This window comes from Ilyomonas limi, assembly GCF_005233845.1.
GTDB lineage: Bacteria > Bacteroidota > Bacteroidia > Chitinophagales > Chitinophagaceae > Ilyomonas > Ilyomonas limi.
On sequence record NZ_SZQL01000012.1, the window covers coordinates 52819 to 70453 of the forward strand.

The 17635-nt window shown below is 40.9% G+C and carries 14 protein-coding genes; 5 read left to right on the forward strand and 9 right to left on the reverse strand.

What is annotated here, in order from left to right:
• Nucleotides 1–62 precede the first annotated feature (62 nt).
• Nucleotides 63–1757 (forward strand): S8 family serine peptidase, encoded by a 1695-nt coding sequence (locus tag FC093_RS14825; protein WP_137262584.1) that lies wholly within the window; start codon nt 63–65, stop codon nt 1755–1757.
• A 376-nt stretch (nt 1758–2133) separates the two neighbouring features.
• Here FC093_RS14825 and FC093_RS14830 read toward each other — a convergent pair whose 3' ends face one another.
• The 5 genes from FC093_RS14830 to FC093_RS14850 form a co-directional block, all read right to left on the reverse strand.
• Nucleotides 2134–2367, reverse strand: coding sequence for a hypothetical protein (locus FC093_RS14830; RefSeq protein ID WP_137262585.1), 234 nt, complete (start codon nt 2365–2367; stop codon nt 2134–2136).
• Between the two features lie 73 nt (nt 2368–2440).
• Nucleotides 2441–2752 (reverse strand): FtsB family cell division protein, encoded by a 312-nt coding sequence (locus tag FC093_RS14835; RefSeq protein WP_137262586.1) that lies wholly within the window; start codon nt 2750–2752, stop codon nt 2441–2443.
• Between the two features lie 171 nt (nt 2753–2923).
• Nucleotides 2924–4207 carry a phosphopyruvate hydratase gene (gene eno, locus FC093_RS14840; RefSeq protein ID WP_137262587.1) on the reverse strand — a complete coding sequence of 428 codons (1284 nt, stop codon included), beginning with the start codon at nt 4205–4207 and terminating at the stop codon, nt 2924–2926.
• Nucleotides 4208–4429: 222 nt separating this feature from the next.
• Complete coding sequence (locus FC093_RS14845) at nt 4430–5128, reverse strand: copper resistance protein NlpE N-terminal domain-containing protein (protein ID WP_137262588.1); 699 nt, start codon at nt 5126–5128, stop codon at nt 4430–4432.
• A 292-nt stretch (nt 5129–5420) separates the two neighbouring features.
• The gene (locus tag FC093_RS14850; RefSeq protein ID WP_137262589.1) at nt 5421–6815 is read right to left on the reverse strand and encodes an undecaprenyl-phosphate glucose phosphotransferase; all 1395 of its coding nucleotides are present in this window, start codon (nt 6813–6815) and stop codon (nt 5421–5423) included.
• Between the two features lie 414 nt (nt 6816–7229).
• Between FC093_RS14850 and FC093_RS14855 the strand changes: the two genes are divergently transcribed.
• The 3 genes from FC093_RS14855 (at nt 7230) to FC093_RS14865 (ending at nt 10057) form a co-directional block, all read left to right on the forward strand.
• Complete coding sequence (locus FC093_RS14855) at nt 7230–7679, forward strand: DUF5606 family protein (protein ID WP_170971102.1); 450 nt, start codon at nt 7230–7232, stop codon at nt 7677–7679.
• Between the two features lie 195 nt (nt 7680–7874).
• The gene (locus FC093_RS14860; RefSeq protein WP_137262590.1) at nt 7875–9596 is read left to right on the forward strand and encodes a M3 family oligoendopeptidase; all 1722 of its coding nucleotides are present in this window, start codon (nt 7875–7877) and stop codon (nt 9594–9596) included.
• A gap of 86 nt (nt 9597–9682) precedes the next feature.
• Entirely contained in the window at nt 9683–10057 is a 375-nt protein-coding gene (locus FC093_RS14865; protein WP_137262591.1) for a YccF domain-containing protein, read from the forward strand.
• Nucleotides 10058–10136: 79 nt separating this feature from the next.
• Here FC093_RS14865 and FC093_RS14870 read toward each other — a convergent pair whose 3' ends face one another.
• The 4 genes from FC093_RS14870 to FC093_RS23785 all read right to left on the reverse strand — a co-directional run bounded on the left by FC093_RS14870 (nt 10137) and on the right by FC093_RS23785 (nt 14415).
• The gene (locus FC093_RS14870) at nt 10137–11108 is read right to left on the reverse strand and encodes a homoserine kinase (RefSeq protein ID WP_137262592.1); all 972 of its coding nucleotides are present in this window, start codon (nt 11106–11108) and stop codon (nt 10137–10139) included.
• Nucleotides 11098–11523 carry an endonuclease domain-containing protein gene (locus tag FC093_RS14875; RefSeq protein ID WP_137262593.1) on the reverse strand — a complete coding sequence of 142 codons (426 nt, stop codon included), beginning with the start codon at nt 11521–11523 and terminating at the stop codon, nt 11098–11100. The genes FC093_RS14870 and FC093_RS14875 overlap by 11 nt, the downstream gene beginning before the upstream one ends.
• Before the next feature lie 75 nt (nt 11524–11598).
• Entirely contained in the window at nt 11599–14058 is a 2460-nt protein-coding gene (thrA, locus tag FC093_RS14880; RefSeq protein WP_137262594.1) for a bifunctional aspartate kinase/homoserine dehydrogenase I, read from the reverse strand.
• A 183-nt stretch (nt 14059–14241) separates the two neighbouring features.
• Nucleotides 14242–14415, reverse strand: coding sequence for a hypothetical protein (locus FC093_RS23785; RefSeq protein WP_170971103.1), 174 nt, complete (start codon nt 14413–14415; stop codon nt 14242–14244).
• 260 nt (nt 14416–14675) lie between these two features.
• Between FC093_RS23785 and FC093_RS14885 the strand changes: the two genes are divergently transcribed.
• Nucleotides 14676–17579 carry a TonB-dependent receptor gene (locus FC093_RS14885; RefSeq protein ID WP_137262595.1) on the forward strand — a complete coding sequence of 968 codons (2904 nt, stop codon included), beginning with the start codon at nt 14676–14678 and terminating at the stop codon, nt 17577–17579.
• The last annotated feature ends 56 nt before the right edge of the window (nt 17580–17635 follow it).

Genomic DNA, 17635 nt, shown 5'->3' on the forward strand with positions numbered 1-17635 from the left:
ATAACATTTATTCTGATAGTTAAGAACAAACTTTGTAAGAACAATATTTTATTTATTTGCACATGAAGTTGAAAATGCTCCTCGGCTGCTTGCCGGTATTATTCTTTTTTTCTACGCTATTTGCCCAGCAGCACGATATGAAAGGCTGGCAACTGCTCGACCCGGCAAAAGATAGCTTTTACGGTATCAGTCTCAACAATACATATCAGTTTTTAGCCTCTAAAAAGCCAAAGCAGGTGGTAGTTGCAGTTATTGATTCGGGGGTGGATACCACGCACGAAGACCTGAAAAATGTTCTCTGGCATAACCCAAAAGAAATTCCTGGCAATGGTAAAGATGATGACGGCAATGGCTATGTAGATGATGTGTATGGCTGGAATTTTTTGGGTAATGAAAACGGCGAAAACCTGAGTAAAGATGTAGATGAAAGAACGCGCGTGTATTACCGTTTCAAAAATCAGTTCTCTGGCAAAAGCATTGATGAGGATACCATGAATGAGCTGGAAAAAGAGCAGTATAATACCTGGCTAAAAGCCGCCAGCGAAATACAATCCGGCGGCAACGACCAAACCGAGCTGATGTACATGAATATGATGCTCAAGCTCATGCACAAGAATGATAAAAAGCTGCAGGATGAAATGCAAAAAAAGGTGTATTCTATTGATGATGTAGAGCAGTTTGCGCCCAAAAGCACCGAAGGGAAACAGGCAAAATTTGCTTTACTTACCTTAGCCAAGCTGGCCGAATTAGATAATAGTATGACAAACACCGAAATTATTAATGAGCTGGATGATGAAATAGAAAGTAAGCAACAGTCTGTTGATGCGAAAACCACTGCACCACCCAACTATCGCGCACAAATAATAGGCGATGATTATTACAACATCAACGACCGGTATTACGGCAACAGCGATGTAATGGCAGGCGACCCTATGCATGGTACGCACGTAAGCGGCATTATAGCAGCACAACGGGATAATAATATTGGTATGCAGGGTGTTGCCAACGACGTTAAAATTATGATGATCCGCGCGGTACCGCAAGGTGATGAATATGATAAAGACATTGCATTGGCTATCAAATATGCCGTAGATAATGGCGCTAAAGTCATCAACATGAGTTTCGGTAAAGGCTATTCGCCCGAAAAACAATGGGTGGATGAGGCTGTGCGTTATGCCGAAAGCAAAGATGTGCTGATTGTTCATGCTGCCGGTAACGAAGCAGAAGATATAGACAGCACTGACAATTATCCCAATTCCGACCTGAAAGCTTTTCATACCACCGCAACCAACTTTATTACGGTTGGTGCCAGCAGCGATAAACATATTGGTAGCGGCAACATCATTGCTTCTTTCAGCAACTATGGTGCAGGTGAAGTAAATGTGTTTGCACCAGGTGTAAAAATTTATTCTACGCTGCCGGGCGGCAACAGGTACGGCTTTTTGCAGGGCACCAGCATGGCAGCCCCTGTGGTAGCCGGCGTGGCTGCATTGATACGTTCTTATTTCCCAGACTTATCGGCTCAACAGGTAAAATATGCTATCGAAAAATCGGTGGTGCAATTGCCCGATTCGGTGCTCGTACAGGAGCCGGGAACCAATAAAACAGTGCCGGTAAAAGATTTGTGCAGCAGCGGTGGATTTTTAAATGCCTATGCAGCCGTACAACTTGCTGCTACTTTAAAACCCGAAACGCCTGCGCAGAACAAACAGGATACACCTAAGATAAAATTGCAGAATAACATTACAAACAAATAAGCTGTAATTATTATATAAAAAACCTTGATAAGCATGCATGCTTATCAAGGTTTTTTATATAATAACTTCCTGGAAGTTCTAATGGCTGCAATGTATAACCTGGCAAAAATAATAGCCATTTACAAATTCGGATAAAGAAGGAGTAATACAGGAATGACTAACAAACGTAAAAGGTTTGCTTAAATGCATTTCAAATATTCGCTGATGATAACGTATTTCCCCGACATAAATATCGGAGCTATTATGCGAAAATTTGAATTGCCGCCGTTTTGCGTAAATGAATATAGTGATGCGCGCGTATAGATATATTGCAAAATACAGCCGGCTTAAAACAAAGCTTGCATAATAAAAAACAAGAAAATAAAGAGAACAGCAGTTATTTAGGAAGGTGTATGCTTTCCTCAGCATACTGCATGATGGCGGCTATTGTTTTGTTGCGGGGAGAAGCAAGCTTTATATTGCTGAGCCTGGCGTGTGCTTCTTTCAATACCAGATACTTTTGCGATAGTGCCCAATCGGTTTGCAGGGCAGCTTCTATTTCCTTTTTCTTTTCTACACTTATTTCATCATACAAAAACGATAAGAGATCCTCAGTTGTAAATTTAGGCATAGCGGGGTGTTTGTAAAAATGATGACATGCATAATAAACGGATAGCAATAAAATATTATTGTAAATTAATTGTTTATTTTTTGTTAGCAAGCGTATCTACTATAAAGATGTCCTCATTATCACGCTTCATCAGGAAATTTTCGCGTGCAAATTTTTCAATCGAAGCAGGGCTGCTCTCCAGATTGTCAAGCGTTTGCTGTGTGTTGGCAATGGCTGTTTCATAAAACGCTTTACTTTTTAGCAAAGCATTCAACTGGCGTTTGCGGTCAAGTTGTAAAAAGAGATTGTTATCGTCAAAAAACAGCATCATCAACACAAAAGCAATTAAAGCAATCATATACTTATTGCTTACAATTTTAAATATCCGCGAAGCTGTTTTTCTCATATAACGGAAAACATAAATTAAATAGTGAATATTGTAAATGGTAAGTGAAAAACTGTTTAAAACTCACCTTTATTTCCTTTCTAACGTTTGGCCTTTCACTTACCACTCACAAAATTTTGTTCTAAAAACAAATGGCAGTTATAAAGTTAACTGCCATTTATCATACTTCATTTACTTACTGTACAATTTTTTTCCGTTGGGATAAATGGCATTGCCATTCAGCATTTCTTCTATACGGATAAGCTGGTTGTACTTTGCCAGACGGTCGGTACGGCTGGCAGAGCCGGTTTTTATCTGACCGCAATTCAGCGCAACTGCGAGGTCGGCAATAGTAGTATCTTCGGTTTCGCCGCTGCGGTGGCTCATAATAGTAGTGTAGCCGTTGGTTTGCGCAAGTTGTACGGCATTAATGGTTTCGGTTACGGTACCAATCTGGTTTACTTTTATCAAAATACTGTTGGCAACACCCATATCAATACCGCGTTGCAAAATTTTGGTATTGGTTACAAACAAGTCATCGCCAACCAACTGGCATTTATTGCCAATGGCATCTGTCAGTTTCTTCCAGCCATCCCAGTCTTCTTCTGCCATGCCATCTTCAATGGATACAATGGGATATTTGTTTACCCATTCTGTCCAGTAAGCTACCATTTCATCGCTGCTTATCGCTTTGCCGCTGCTCTTGTAAAACTTGTATTTGCCGTCTTTAAACATTTCGCTGCTTGCAGCGTCCAGCGCAATAGCTACCTGGTCGCCCACTTTGTAGCCGGCAGCTTCTATCGCCTGCAACACGGTTTCTATCGCTTCTTCATTACTTTGAATATCGGGGGCAAAACCACCTTCATCACCCACATTGGTGCTAAAGCCCTTCTTTTTCAATACACTTTTAAGGTTGTGAAACACTTCTACGCCCCAGCGCAGTCCTTCGCTGAAAGAAGAGGCGCCCACGGGCACAATCATGTATTCCTGGAAATCTATTTTGTTATCGGCATGTACACCACCGTTCAAAATATTCATGAGCGGAATGGGCAATACGGTGGCATTTACACCGCCCAAATAACGGAACAATGGTAAACCGCTTTCTTCGGCAGCAGCTTTAGCAACAGCCATCGATACGGCAAGCATGGCATTGGCGCCCAGCTTACTTTTGTTTTCGGTGCCATCCAACTCCAGCAATCTTTTATCTAAGCCGGCCTGGTCGGTAACCGGGTAGCCGGTCAACTGCTCGGTAATTATATCATTTACATTGGATACGGCTTTCATTACACCTTTACCCATATATACTTGCTTATCGTTGTCACGAAGTTCCACGGCTTCGTGTATGCCGGTGGAGGCGCCGGATGGAACCGCTGCACGGCCAAGAATACCATTTTCGGTTAGCACATCTACTTCTACGGTTGGATTGCCGCGGCTATCGAGAATCTGGCGGGCATGGATGTCGGAAATGTAACTCATACAGAGAGGAATTTAATTGAGGTGCAAAGAAACAAATTCTAAGTGTATTATGTAAAAGCACAGGGAATAAATGTTTGATACGGGGCTACTATTGCGCTGGTATATGAATGAGTTTGAAATACACTGCCATTCAGGATGTTGTCTCCACCAAACAAAACCTGAAATAATTTACATAAAAGTGTGCTGTTTTTACAAATAGGAATGCAATCCTGCCGAAAGCGGTTATTTGCATTGCTGCCCAGGAACAAATGCCATAAAATGTTCTACCACAAAAAAGTCTTTGGTAGTGGTATCATTCAGCGAGGGGCGCAACTCAAAATGACCTTTCAGCTTTGCATACAACGGCTCGCTTTTTTTATGTATTGCTTTATTGTAAGCCGCTTTCATACTCATTGCACTGGGTGCAAGTGCCACGGGATAATTGTTGCCCATTGCACAAATGAGGATATTCATCGTATTGCCATCAGCCGAAAAAATGCCTTCTACCGGTACGGGCTGCAGCGGTTGGAAGGGGGTATTATTACGCTGCAAAGTCAAGCGTCTATTAGTTGTATCGTATATCATCCGACCCTCATTATCCAGCAGCTTTATAGTGGCATGATTTAAAATTTTAAACTGGCTTATACCTTCGGTGCCGGTAAGTTTTAAGATGCTGTCGGTTAGGGACCATTTGCCCAAGTCATATACAACATTTTTTCCTATATACGCCAGTTCCATAATAAAGCTGTTGTCGGGCTTCAGGTACAGCTTGGCCGCCATGCCGGGGCAATCGGCGCAGGGCAGTGTATCGTAGAAAACACCGGCTACATTCTTTGTACCAAAGCCGGTTGGCTGGTTAGCAGTACGGTTGTTATTGTTGTTGTTTTTTTTGTTGTTACAGGCAAAAAATAATAAACAGGTTAGCACAAATAAATGCTTCATAAGCGCAGGTGTATTGTGTATCAAAAGTATTCGGTTTGAAAATACCGCAATTATTATGCACTAAATAAAAATTTAACAATAGTTATCTGGTAAAAGGAAATGGCTTGGGGCTTTTACCGTAATTGAAGATGGGAAAATAATAGCCTTCAAATGGCATTTTTGATTACAGCCAACAGCTGTTTACTATGGCTCCAAAAGCTGCAGCCTTCGTTAACTAATCAAAGGCTGCATATTTTTTTGCCAAAAAAAGCCATGCTTGACATGGCTTTTCATTTGATCTTATTCTATTTCTTTAATAAGCTCTTTCCTCGCGCATAAAAATAGAAAGCAGGGTGCGCACAAATATTTTTAAATCGAGGTTAGGCGACCAGTTTTCCATATACCAGATATCGTGTTCTACTCTTTTCTCCATCAGTTCTACACTTTCTGTTTCACCGCGGTAGCCATTGGCTTGTGCCCAGCCGGTAATGCCGGGTTTAAGAAACTGGCGTATCATGTACCTGTTAATGATGGCACTGTATTGCTCGGTATGTTTTAGCATGTGTGGGCGCGGCCCAATGATGCTCATGTCGCCTATAAAAACATTCCAGAACTGTGGAAATTCATCAAGACTGCTTTTACGTAAAAAGGCGCCAATAGGCGTTACACGCGGATCGTTTTTAGTGGCTTGTAATGTATCGCTTTTGTCATTCACCGTCATGCTTCTAAACTTATAGCACCAGAAAGGCACGTTGTTTTTGCCCGAGCGTTGCTGTTTAAAAAATACAGGTCCTGGGGATTGCACCTTGATAATAACAGCGAGAATAGGTGTGAGCCAGGATAAGATAAACAACAGGGCAAAGCCGCTAATAGCCACATCCACTGCTCTTTTAAAAAGGCGGTTCCTGAAATTTTGCAATGGCTCCGACCGCAAACTGATAACCGGTAGTTCATCAAGAAAGTACTCAATGCGATGCTGCGTAGAAGCGCTGAGATTATTGTCGTGCACAAATCTTATCCGTACACAGTTTTTGTCGGCCACTTCCATCAGCTTTTGCATAGCAACACTTTGGTGTGGTAATATGGTAGAATAAATTTCGCGGATATCGTTTTTTACTGCATAATCTATACAATGGTCTATGCTGCCTACAATTTTTCCTTTATTATCAACCAGTAAGCCATCGTATTTAGTATCCGGGTTATCAAAAAAACCTTCAAACGAATACATGCTTTTGCGCTGTTGCAAAAGATTGGCAAGTTGCACGCCGGTATTGTTGTAGCCTACAATAGCTGTTTTACGTTGTAATTTGGCTTTTTCAATAAAGAATTCCAGTACATTATTAATAAAAATACGGCTGGCTATAATAAGTAAAGAATAGGAGCAAATAATACTGAGCAATACATGATGAGGCAAGTGGGCTTTCTTTAAAAAATGAAAAAGTAGCATTTGTACACTTACATTTACAATTACGGTTTTTACAGTACGGCTGGTGATGGCACGCATGGTGGTACGGGCGCCAGATTTGTAAAGCTTGCAAAATACCGCCGAAAGCACCCAACAGCTATTGCATATAAAAAGATTAATTAGCAACCAGGAGTTGGCGGGTAAATCTATTAACCAGTATGCTAAAAGAGAGCAGCAATTGAGCAGGCATAAGTCCATGAAAAGAAGCATGACTTTTAACAGAAATCCGTAACGTTTTCCCATAACTGTCACTTTTAAACCAGTGATATTGGTAAATTATTAAATAAGTAAACTTCAGCAAATATACTATACATGGCTAAAGAGTTTGGCTGTTCTGTAATTTTCATCCATTTTTCAGCTTTAACCAAATCAATTAAAGCTACGATTTATAACCGGGATGTTATGCTTTTGCAGTGTATTTTATTATATAAAACGTATAACATGCTTACTTTTTAAGCAACGTTATAGGTTAAATTAATAATTTATTAAGCGATAATAGCAATATTTAGGTGCTTTGACATTAAATAAGTATAATGTCACTTTAGACAGCCGAAGTATTAAAACGACTGCCTTTAACTGCATCTTTGTTTTTTCGCTTCTATTTAGGAAGTCTTTCAGCACTATTATATTACTTTGCAACACTTAAAAAATGGATGTATGGAATACAGTAAAATAATTTCTGTTACCGGTTTAGGCGGTTTATACGAGTTGGCAGGCAGCAAAAACGATGGCGCCATTGTGCGCTCGCTCGAAGATGGAAGTACAAAGTTTGTTTCGTCGCGCGTACACAATTTTTCGCACCTGGAGAGCATAGAAGTTTATACCAATCATGAAAATGTAAACCTCGCAGACGTTTTCAAGGCAATGCAGCAAAGCAGCGAACCACTGCCCGATGCTAAAGATGCAAAAGCGGTGAAAGCTTACTACGAAAAGGTATATCCCGGTATGGACTTTGACCGTGTATATGCCAGTGATATGAAGAAAATGATAAAATGGTTCTCCATTTTACAGCAAAACAATATTGAAATAAAGCTGAGAAATGAGGCGGAAACAGCAGCGACAGATGAAACAATGAACGATGAGATTCAGACCTCGGATGAGTCGTAAATGGATGCACGATGTACGTGTTAAGCTACAAGCCTCAGGCTGCAAGCTTCAAGTCTTGAGCGCTGTACAAAGAAGTGTTTAAATTACACTTTTTCTCATCGAATGAACATTTAAAATTTTAATTCACCTTTCATTTCCAACGTTCCCCTCTCCACACGAGTGGGAGGGGCGGGGGCGAGTTTAAAACAACTTATTATGCAACTTAATGCAGACATACAAAAAATACAGCGGCACTTTATTCCCAGGGACTTTAAGCTTACTGCCTGGGAAGCTGTGGAGCCGTATTTTAAAGAATTGTTAGACAGAGCAATAAATAGCCGCGCAGATCTTGAACAATGGCTGCACGACACCAGCGAACTGGAAGCGGTAGTAAGCGAAGATGCTTGCTGGCGGCAAATACGAATGACCTGCGATACAACCGATAAGGCACTGGAAGAGGCATTTACTTTCTTTTGCATGGAAATACAGCCCAAACTGCAACCGTATGCTGATGCACTGAATAAAAAGCTCATCAACTCGCCTTATACGCAGGAGCTTGATCAGCAAAAATATTTTACTTATCTCCGCAATGTGCGCAAAAGTATTGAGCTGTTTCGCGAAGCAAACATACCACTACAGGCAGAACTGAGCGTACTGCAACAACAATATGGTGTAATAACCGGCGCTATGACGGTGGAAGTAAATGGCCAGGAATATACGCTGCAGCAGGCTTCTAAGTTTTTGGAAAGCCATGACCGCAAGCTGCGTGAAGAAGTGTACAGGAAGATACAAGAGCGAAGACTGCAGGATAGGGATAAGCTGAATGCACTCTTTACGCAGTTGATAGAAAAGCGCGATCAAATTGCACACAATGCCGGTTTTGAAAACTACCGGGATTACAAATTTGCCGAAATGGGCAGGTTTGACTATACCAAAGAGGATTGTTTTCAGTTTCATGAAGCTGTAAAGCTGCATGTATTACCGTTGGTAGCACAAATTAATATTCATAAAAAAGAAAAACTGGGGGTAGATACACTGCGCCCGTGGGATACCGAAGCAGAACCAGAAGGAGTGGAGCCTTTGCATCCGTTTGAAGGGGGCAAAGAACTGCTGGAAAAAACCGAGCAATGCTTTGAAGAGTTGAATCCATTTTTTGCTGAGTGCTTAAAAAAGATGAATGCACTTGGTCATTTGGATCTGGAAAGCCGCAAAGGCAAAGCACCGGGTGGTTATAATTGTCCGCTCGCTGAGAGTGGTGCGCCGTTTATTTTTATGAATGCGGCGGGGCAAATGAGCGATGTAACTACCATGGTGCACGAAGGTGGCCACGCTGTACATTCTTTCCTGGCGCATAATCTGGAACTGAATGCCTTTAAAGAATATCCAATGGAAATAGCAGAGGTGGCCAGCATGGCAATGGAACTGTTTACCATGAATCATTGGGATACTTTCTTCGACAATAAGGAAGATTTGAAACGTGCAAAAGAACACCAGTTGGAAAGAGTAATTACCATCTTCCCCTGGATTGCTACAATAGATAAGTTTCAGCATTGGATATATGAGCATCCAAAGCACACAGTAGAAGAAAGAACCGAAGCATGGATCAATATTCTGGATGAATTTTCAACCAATACCGTTGATTTCTCCGGTTTGGAAGAATATCGTAAAAATAGCTGGCAGCGCCAGTTGCACCTGTTTGAAGTGCCGTTTTATTACATTGAATATGGCATTGCACAGTTGGGAGCTATCGGCTTGTGGAAGCAATACATTGAAAATCCCGACAAGGCTTTACAGAATTATATTAATGCATTAAGCTTAGGTGGTACCAAAACATTGCCACAGTTGTATGAGGCAGCGGGTTTAAAGTTTGATCTATCCCCGGCATACATTAAAAATCTGATGGAGTTTGTAAAAGGAGAAATGGATAAGTTGAATTAACTAAATGGTTGATATAAAGGATAAAGGGTTATGAAGGAAGCTTTATAACCCTTTATTTTTACACCTTTATTTTTACAACTATTATTATGAACCTGCTTGGCAATTTGATCTGGCTTATCTGCGGTGGCTTTTTATCGGCCTTAGGCTATGCAATTAGCGGACTCCTTTTTTGTGTTACCATTATCGGAATTCCTTTTGGCTGGCAATGTTTTAAAATTGCAGGCTTTGTATTGTGGCCATTTGGTAAAACAGTTGTTGACTCGCAAAGCAGCAGTGGTTGTTTATCTCTTTTATTTAACATCATCTGGATATGCACCGGGGGCATCTATACAGCTTTGGTGCATATTGTTTTTGCTTTTCTTTTATTCATCACCATTATTGGTATTCCATTCGCCCGCAAGCATCTGGAACTGGCTGGCTTGTCATTAGCACCATTTGGAAAGCAGATTATTGGAAAGTAAAGTTTATTTGAAATAGCACTCCTTTAATAGGAACATGAACTGTCCCATTTTGCTTTTTGTTTATTAGTAAAAGGACTAATTATTGCTGCACCTTTACCCCTTCGCCATTAATCCTGGTTACATACGTATGGAAGTCTATTCCTATGCGGGTGAAAATAGCTGCCATTATTTGTGCTATCTGTTGTGCGGTAGCTTCTTCTTTGCTTAGCATAAAAACAGAAGGTCCGCTACCCGAAATACCGCCACCCAAAGCGCCAGCGGCTTTGCATTTCTTCTTCAATTCGTCAAAGCCCGGAATGAGCATACTGCGCACCGGCTCTATAATAAAATCTTCCAATGAGCGACCAATCAAATCGTAATCTTCTTTCAAAAAACCAGCAACCAAACCGCCCACATTTCCCCACTGCTTAATAGCATCTTTGAGGAGCACTTTTTGCTTCAAAATAGCGCGGGCATCAGCTGTTCTTACTTCTATCTGCGGGTGTACTACCGTTACATATAAGTTGGGAGCAGTAAGCGGAATAATATCTAATGGAAAAATGGAGCGAATGAGTGTAACGCCGCCATAAATACAAGGCGCAATGTTGTCCGCGTGTTTAACACCACTTGCTACTTTTTCGCCAAACATCGCAAACTGAATGAGTTGCTCTTTACTAAAGCGATTACCTAATAAATGGTTAGCTGCTACTACTGCACCTGCCGCACTGGCTGCACTGCTGCCCACACCGCTGCCCGGTTTGATACGCTTATGTATTAATACTTCAAAACCGATGTTTTCATCCACCTCTTTCAGCATTTCTATGAGTGGCGCACCTGCCGTATTTTGTGCAGGATCTTCGGGCAAAGGATAACCATCGGCACTGCGCACGATAATGTTAGGCTCATCCAATAGCTTCACATCCATAATATCGTATGGCTCGTGCAGGCAAAGCCCCAGCACATCAAAGCCGCAAACCAAATTGGCAACCGTGGCAGGACTAAAAACTCTAATGCCCCCCGCCCCTGAAGGGGAGCTTGTAGCTGCTGAGGTGGAAGGGGAGTTATTGTTCATGTTGAATGATTTGTTTTATTTGATTGAGTACACTTTCTAAATTATTCATTACTTTTTCATTCTTAAAACGAAAGCTTTTTAAGCCTAAGTTTTTTAAGTGATTTTCTCTGATTGCATCATCACGTTTTACATCTTCTGATTCATGTATGCTGCCATCAACTTCTATGATAAGCTTTAGCTGATGACAATAAAAATCTGCCACATACATAAAGGTGGGATGCTGTCTTCTAAACTTATAACCCCATTCATTTGTTTTTAAATAATTCCACAACAACTCCTCTGCATGTGTCATTTTATTTCTCAAATCTTCCGCTTTCTTAAATATCAGAGGATGAGCACCATAGTGCATGCCCCCAAAGCCCCCAGCCCCGGAAGGGGAGTATTGAAAGTGATTTGGTGTGAATTGTAATTTCATAGCAGCTAAAAATTCTTTGTTGTCATATTCTACCTTACGAGCTACAAACTCCCCTTTAGAGGCTGGGGGCTGCTCTTATCGTGCAACTCTTATAATATCTGCAAACACACCACTCGCTGTTACATCTGCACCAGCACCTGCACCTTTTACAACTAATGGCTGTACAGGATAACGTTGGGTATAAAAAAGTACAATATTATCTTTTCCGTACAGATGATAAAAGTCGGAATCAGCAGGTATATGTTGCAAGCCAACAGAAGCTTTGCCTCCTTCGTATTGCGCTACAAATTTCAGCTTGCTGTTGCGGCTGTGCGCAACATCGTATAAAGCTCTGAAATGTGGTTCCTGCCGCAGCATTTCGGCATAAAAATCATCTACGCTGCCTTCAAAACAACTGGCGGGCAAAAAGCCATTGTTGGTAATGTCTTCCATCTCCATTTGTTCGCCGGCTTCGCGGGCGAGAATAAGTATCTTACGCATTACATCGGTACCGCCTAAGTCAAGCCTTGGATCGGGTTCTGTATAGCCTTCTTTTTGTGCCTGCCTTACTACTTCAGCAAAAGGAACAGACCCGTTGTAATGATTAAAAACAAAGTTTAATGTGCCCGATAAAACCGCTTGAATTTTATTCACCACATCACCGCTTTTTCTTAAATCATTCAGTGTGCTGATTACCGGTAAACCTGCACCTACATTAGTTTCAAAAAGATACAATGCATTAAATTCATTGGCGGTGAACTTTAATGATTTATAGTTGTCATAAGCTGATGATGCGGCAATTTTGTTGCAGGCTACTACCGAAATACTTTTTTCTAATAATTGCTTATACACTTTAGCTACTTCGCCATTTGCCGTTACATCTACAAATACCGCATTACGCAGGTTTTTATCTATTACTGTTTCTACAAACTTGTCCAGGCTCATTTGATCGCCCTTTTCCAGATCTTGTTGCCAGGTATTTAGATTAATAGCATTGCCATTATCTACAAACAACATTTTCCGGCTGTTGGCAATACCGGTAATGCGCGCCTGTATATTAGAATGTTCCAGCAAAAATTCCTGTTGCTGTTTTAACTGTGCTATTAGTTTACTGCCTACGTTACCTACACCTACAATAAAGATGTTTAACTGCTTGTAAGTAGTAGATTCAAAGAAAGCTTCGTGCAATACATTCACTGCTTTTTTTACATCAGCAGCAGCAATAACGGTAGAGATATTGCGCTCGGAAGAGCCTTGTGCAATGGCGCGTACGTTGATACCATTTCTGCCCAAAGCACCAAACATACGCCCGCTGATACCCGGGTGACTTTTCATTTTATCGCCCACCAAAGCAATAATGGATAATTCTCTTTCTATCTTCAATGGCTCTACTTTGCCATTGCTGATTTCCGGCTCAAAAGTTTTATCAACGGCTTCTTTTGCTTTGGATGCATCGGCTGCATTTACGGCTACGCAGATGGAATGTTCGGATGAGCTTTGTGTAATTAAAATAACATTTACTTTTTCATTTGCCAATGCTTCAAACAAACGCTTGGAAAAACCTGGGATGCCCACCATCCCACTGCCTTCTAAACTTAATAACGCAAGGCTGTTAATGCTGGAAATGCCGGTAATAATTTCCGTGCCCGCCGCCGCTGAAGAGGCGCTGTTCAATTCTTGTATAAGCGTTCCCTTTTCATCAGGCGCAAAAGTATTTTTAATATAAGTTGGAATATTTTGTTGCATCACCGGCTGAATGGTGGGTGGATAAATCACCTTTGCCCCAAAATGTGATAACTCCATAGCTGCCTGGTACGAGGTGCTGTCGATGGTTTTGGCATTGGCAACCCAGCGCGGGTCGGCAGTCATCATGCCGGTTACATCGGTCCATATCTCTAAAGAAGAAGCATTGACGGCCGCTGCAAAAATAGCTGCGGTATAATCGGAGCCACCGCGCCCTAAAGTAGTAGTATGATTATTAACATCGCTGGCAATAAAGCCCGGTGCTAAAAACAAGTTTTCTTTTGAGCTGAAAATTGCATCGGAAATAAGCTTGTTGGTTTCGCTGAAATCAACCCCGGCAAAGCTAAAATTACTATTGGTCTTAATTACTTTTCTTGAATCAATCCATTGATGCGCCACATGCTGCGACAGCATATATGCTGAGATAATTTTGGAAGAAAGCAGCTCGCCGAAAGATACTATTCTGTCCTTTGTACGCAATGATAATTCCTGAAGGCGGTACACACCTTCGCAAATATCTTCCAGTTCGTTGAAGTATTGCTTAACCATACTCAGGCAACCGCTTTGATTGGTTACCGGCAGCAGTTCGCGCGCTGCATCTAAGTGCTTTATTTCCAGTTCGTGCAGCACTTCTTTATACAGTTCATCGCCGTTTTCAGCCAGCATACCGGCTTTTATAAGCATATCTGTTACGCCGCCAAGTGCAGATACAACAACAATTTGAGGCTCGTTGCCGCGCTTGACTATATTTACTACTTTTTGAATATTTGCGGCTTTAGCTACAGAAGAGCCGCCGAATTTTAAAACCTTCATACCCTGATGGGAATTTAGTTAGGTAAAGAATTTATTTTTTATAGAGTGAGCTGCAGTGTTGCTATGCTGCTGATATATTACTTACTTCAACACCTGTGCGCTCCTCGGCAAAGTCCACAGCCTTTTACTTGTATTTCAAACAGCAATTGATGCCCGGTGGATAATATGACAATGTACAACCCCTTACAGGGTTGTAATAATAGTGATGGTAGTAGCCGTCAATGCTACAGTATTAGAAGTAATAATATGGTTGAAAGGAGATAACATCTTTTTAAAAGTGTCGCGAAGATAAGTGCTGCAAATTGCAAAACAATCGTTAGTAAAAATAAATCTTTCGTTTACCGAACAAATTTTCATCTCTACCTACATGCTTTAAACGGCGAAAATATAAGCCAGTCATTATACAGCATATTGGAATTGAAGTTGATTGGAAATGGCTATAAAATAAATGCAATGTATAAGCGAAAATTATAGGGTCGGCAGAAACAGAATAGCTGTTTAACAGGTAACGATTGTCATTCACCGGCATAAACCTGCAATTAGTCTATGTTAGCAAATCATTCAGAAAACCCTTTGGTAATTTGGCTTATCAAACTGCTTTCTCTCAAACATCATTTATGAAAACACTTTTACTTCTTTTTTTCTTATTAACTGTTGCAAGCTTACAGGCGCAAACAACCATCAACGGCAGGATTGTGGATAGTGCCAACAAACCGCTGTCTGCTGCAACTGTTCAACTAAACAAAGACACCGGCAACATCCAACTGCAATCTACACTTACCGATACAGCCGGTGCTTTTTTGTTTACGAATGTGGATTCAGGAAAATATGTTATTACTGTTTCGTTTATTGGTTATGGCAGCGCTTCTAAAATTATACAGGCAGCTAATAATACAACTATTAATCTGGGCGAGCTGCAATTGGTACGCATCAGCAACAGCCTGAATACGGTAGTGGTTACTGCCACTACACCAGCGGTTGTACAAAAAGGAGATACGGTTCAATACAGCGCTAATCAATATAAGGTAAACCCTGATGCAACCAGCGAAGACCTGGTAAAAAAAATGCCGGGCATAACAGTGGGCAGTGATGGCACGGTAACAGCACATGGCGAAACGGTAAAAAAAGTATTGGTAGATGGAAAGGAATATTTTGGTGATGATGCCAGCGCAACTTTACGCAACCTGCCGGCAGATGTGATAGATAAAATACAAGTGTTTGACAAGCTGAGCGATCAGGCACAGTTTACCGGCTTTGATGATGGGAATACTTCTAAAGCTATCAATATTGTTACAAAAGGAGGTATGCGCGCCAGCCAGTTTGGAAAAGTATATGCTGGTTATGGTACAGATAATCGCTACACCATGGGTGGTAATGTAAATTTCTTCAATGGTGACCGCCGCATTGCATTGATAGGTTTATCCAACAACATCAACCAGCAGAATTTTTCGCAGCAGGATTTGTTGGGCGTATTGAGTACAGGTGGCAATGGAGGCAGGAGGGGCGGGGGCGGTGGTCAAAGGGGCGGTGGGGGTTTCCGCGGAGGTGGTGCTGGCAATTTTTTAACAGGTAATGCATCCGGCATCAATTCTACCAATTCATTAGGTATTAATTACAGTGATACCTGGGCAAAAAATCTCACCGTAACAGGCAGTTATTTTTTCAACAATACAAGAAATAGTACGGGGCAGCATACTAACCGTCAAAACATTACCCCCACCGACACCAGCATTTTTTATAAAGAGGATGAAAACAGCAGCAACAGCAATTACAACAACCGCATCAACATGCGCATGGAGTATAAGATTGACAGTGCTAACCAACTGATATTTACGCCATCTATAGGCTTTCAAAACAACCAGGCACATAGTATATCCGATGCAGTTAATACGTTGGCATCCGGGAAGGTGTTAACTGATGTTTTGAACAGTACTAATAGCACTTCAAGCGGTTATAATTTTAGTGCAAACCTTTTATATCGCCATGCTTTTAAAAAGAAAGGCAGAAGTATCACGTTAGGTATATCGCCTGGCTTAAGTGACAATACGGGCGGGACTTACCAGGACATCTTTACAACCGATACAGATACTTTAGGAAACAACATTCAGGATTCTTCACAACTTTTCAGGGATAGAAATTCACATGTAAAATCTATAGGTGCCAGCATTGCTTATACCGAGCCGGTGGGTAAAAAAGCAATGGTTATGTTTAATTATAATCCATCCTGGCAAAACAGCACTTCGAAACAACTGGAGTTTGATTATAACAGTACCGTTGCCAAGTATAATATGCTTGATACGAGTGTAAGTAATTTGTTTAACAATGATATAGCAAAGCAGAACGCAGGCATTACTTATCGTATTGGTGACAGGAATAATAGCTTTATGGCAGGCTTAAATTATCAATATACCGATATGAACAGCAAAGAGACCTATCCTGAAGCTCTAACTACTCATTTTACTTTCAGTAATCTATTGCCCAATCTGATGTTCAACAAAAGGTTTTCTCCAAAAACCAGTATCCGCTTGTTTTACAGAGCTACTACGCAAACGCCATCGGTAACACAGTTGCAGAACGTGTATAATACCAACAATCCATTGTTTGTTACCATTGGCAATCCTGACTTAAAACAAGCATATAATAACACTTTAGCGGCACGTTTCAATTTTACCAATACTGCCAAATCAAGCAGTTTGTTTTTTAATGCATTTATTCAGCAAAATAACAGCTACATTACCAATGCTGTGTTCACCGCATCTGAGGATTCGTTGCTAACCAAAACGTTTGTTTTAAAGAAAAGCGCTCAATTAAGCAAGCCTGTGAACCTTGATGGGTACTGGAGCTACAGAACGTTTTTAACCTATAGTTTTCCTGTAAAAGCTATCAAGACAAACATTAATTTGAATGGTGGTTACAACTATACCAGGCAGCCAGGTTTGATAAATGGTATAGAAAATAAGTCGAAGAATTCTGGTTATAGTGGCGGGGTCACTTTTGCCAGTAACATCAGTGAATATGTAGATTTTAATATTGGATACAATGCCGGGTATAACGTAGTAAAAAATTCATTGCAGCCCAATTTGAATGAATCGTATTATTCCGGTTCTGCAACTGCCAGCATCAATTTATTAAGCAAAGATGGCTGGGTATTTCATACCGATTTGAATAATCAGATGTATTCAGGTTTATCTAACGGCTACAACCAGAATTATACACTTTGGAATGCCAGTGCAGGAAAGAAATTTCTGAAGAATCAGCGTGGCGATTTGCGGTTAAATGTATTTGATATTTTGAAACAAAATCAAAGCATCACGCGCAATGTAACAGAGACGTATATTGAAGATGTGCAGACCAATATATTGCAGCGTTATTTTATGCTCACTTTTACATATAAAATAAATAATGTAAGAACAAACAAAGCTGCACAGAACAATAGCGGCGAACACGACCGTTTTGTACCAAGGGCACCAAGGGGTGAGCGCAACGGAATGCCACCAGCATCACCCGGTGGCGGTATATAAGTTCATTTAGATAAATTAACAAACAAAAAGAGGTATTTAAAACTAAATACCTCTTT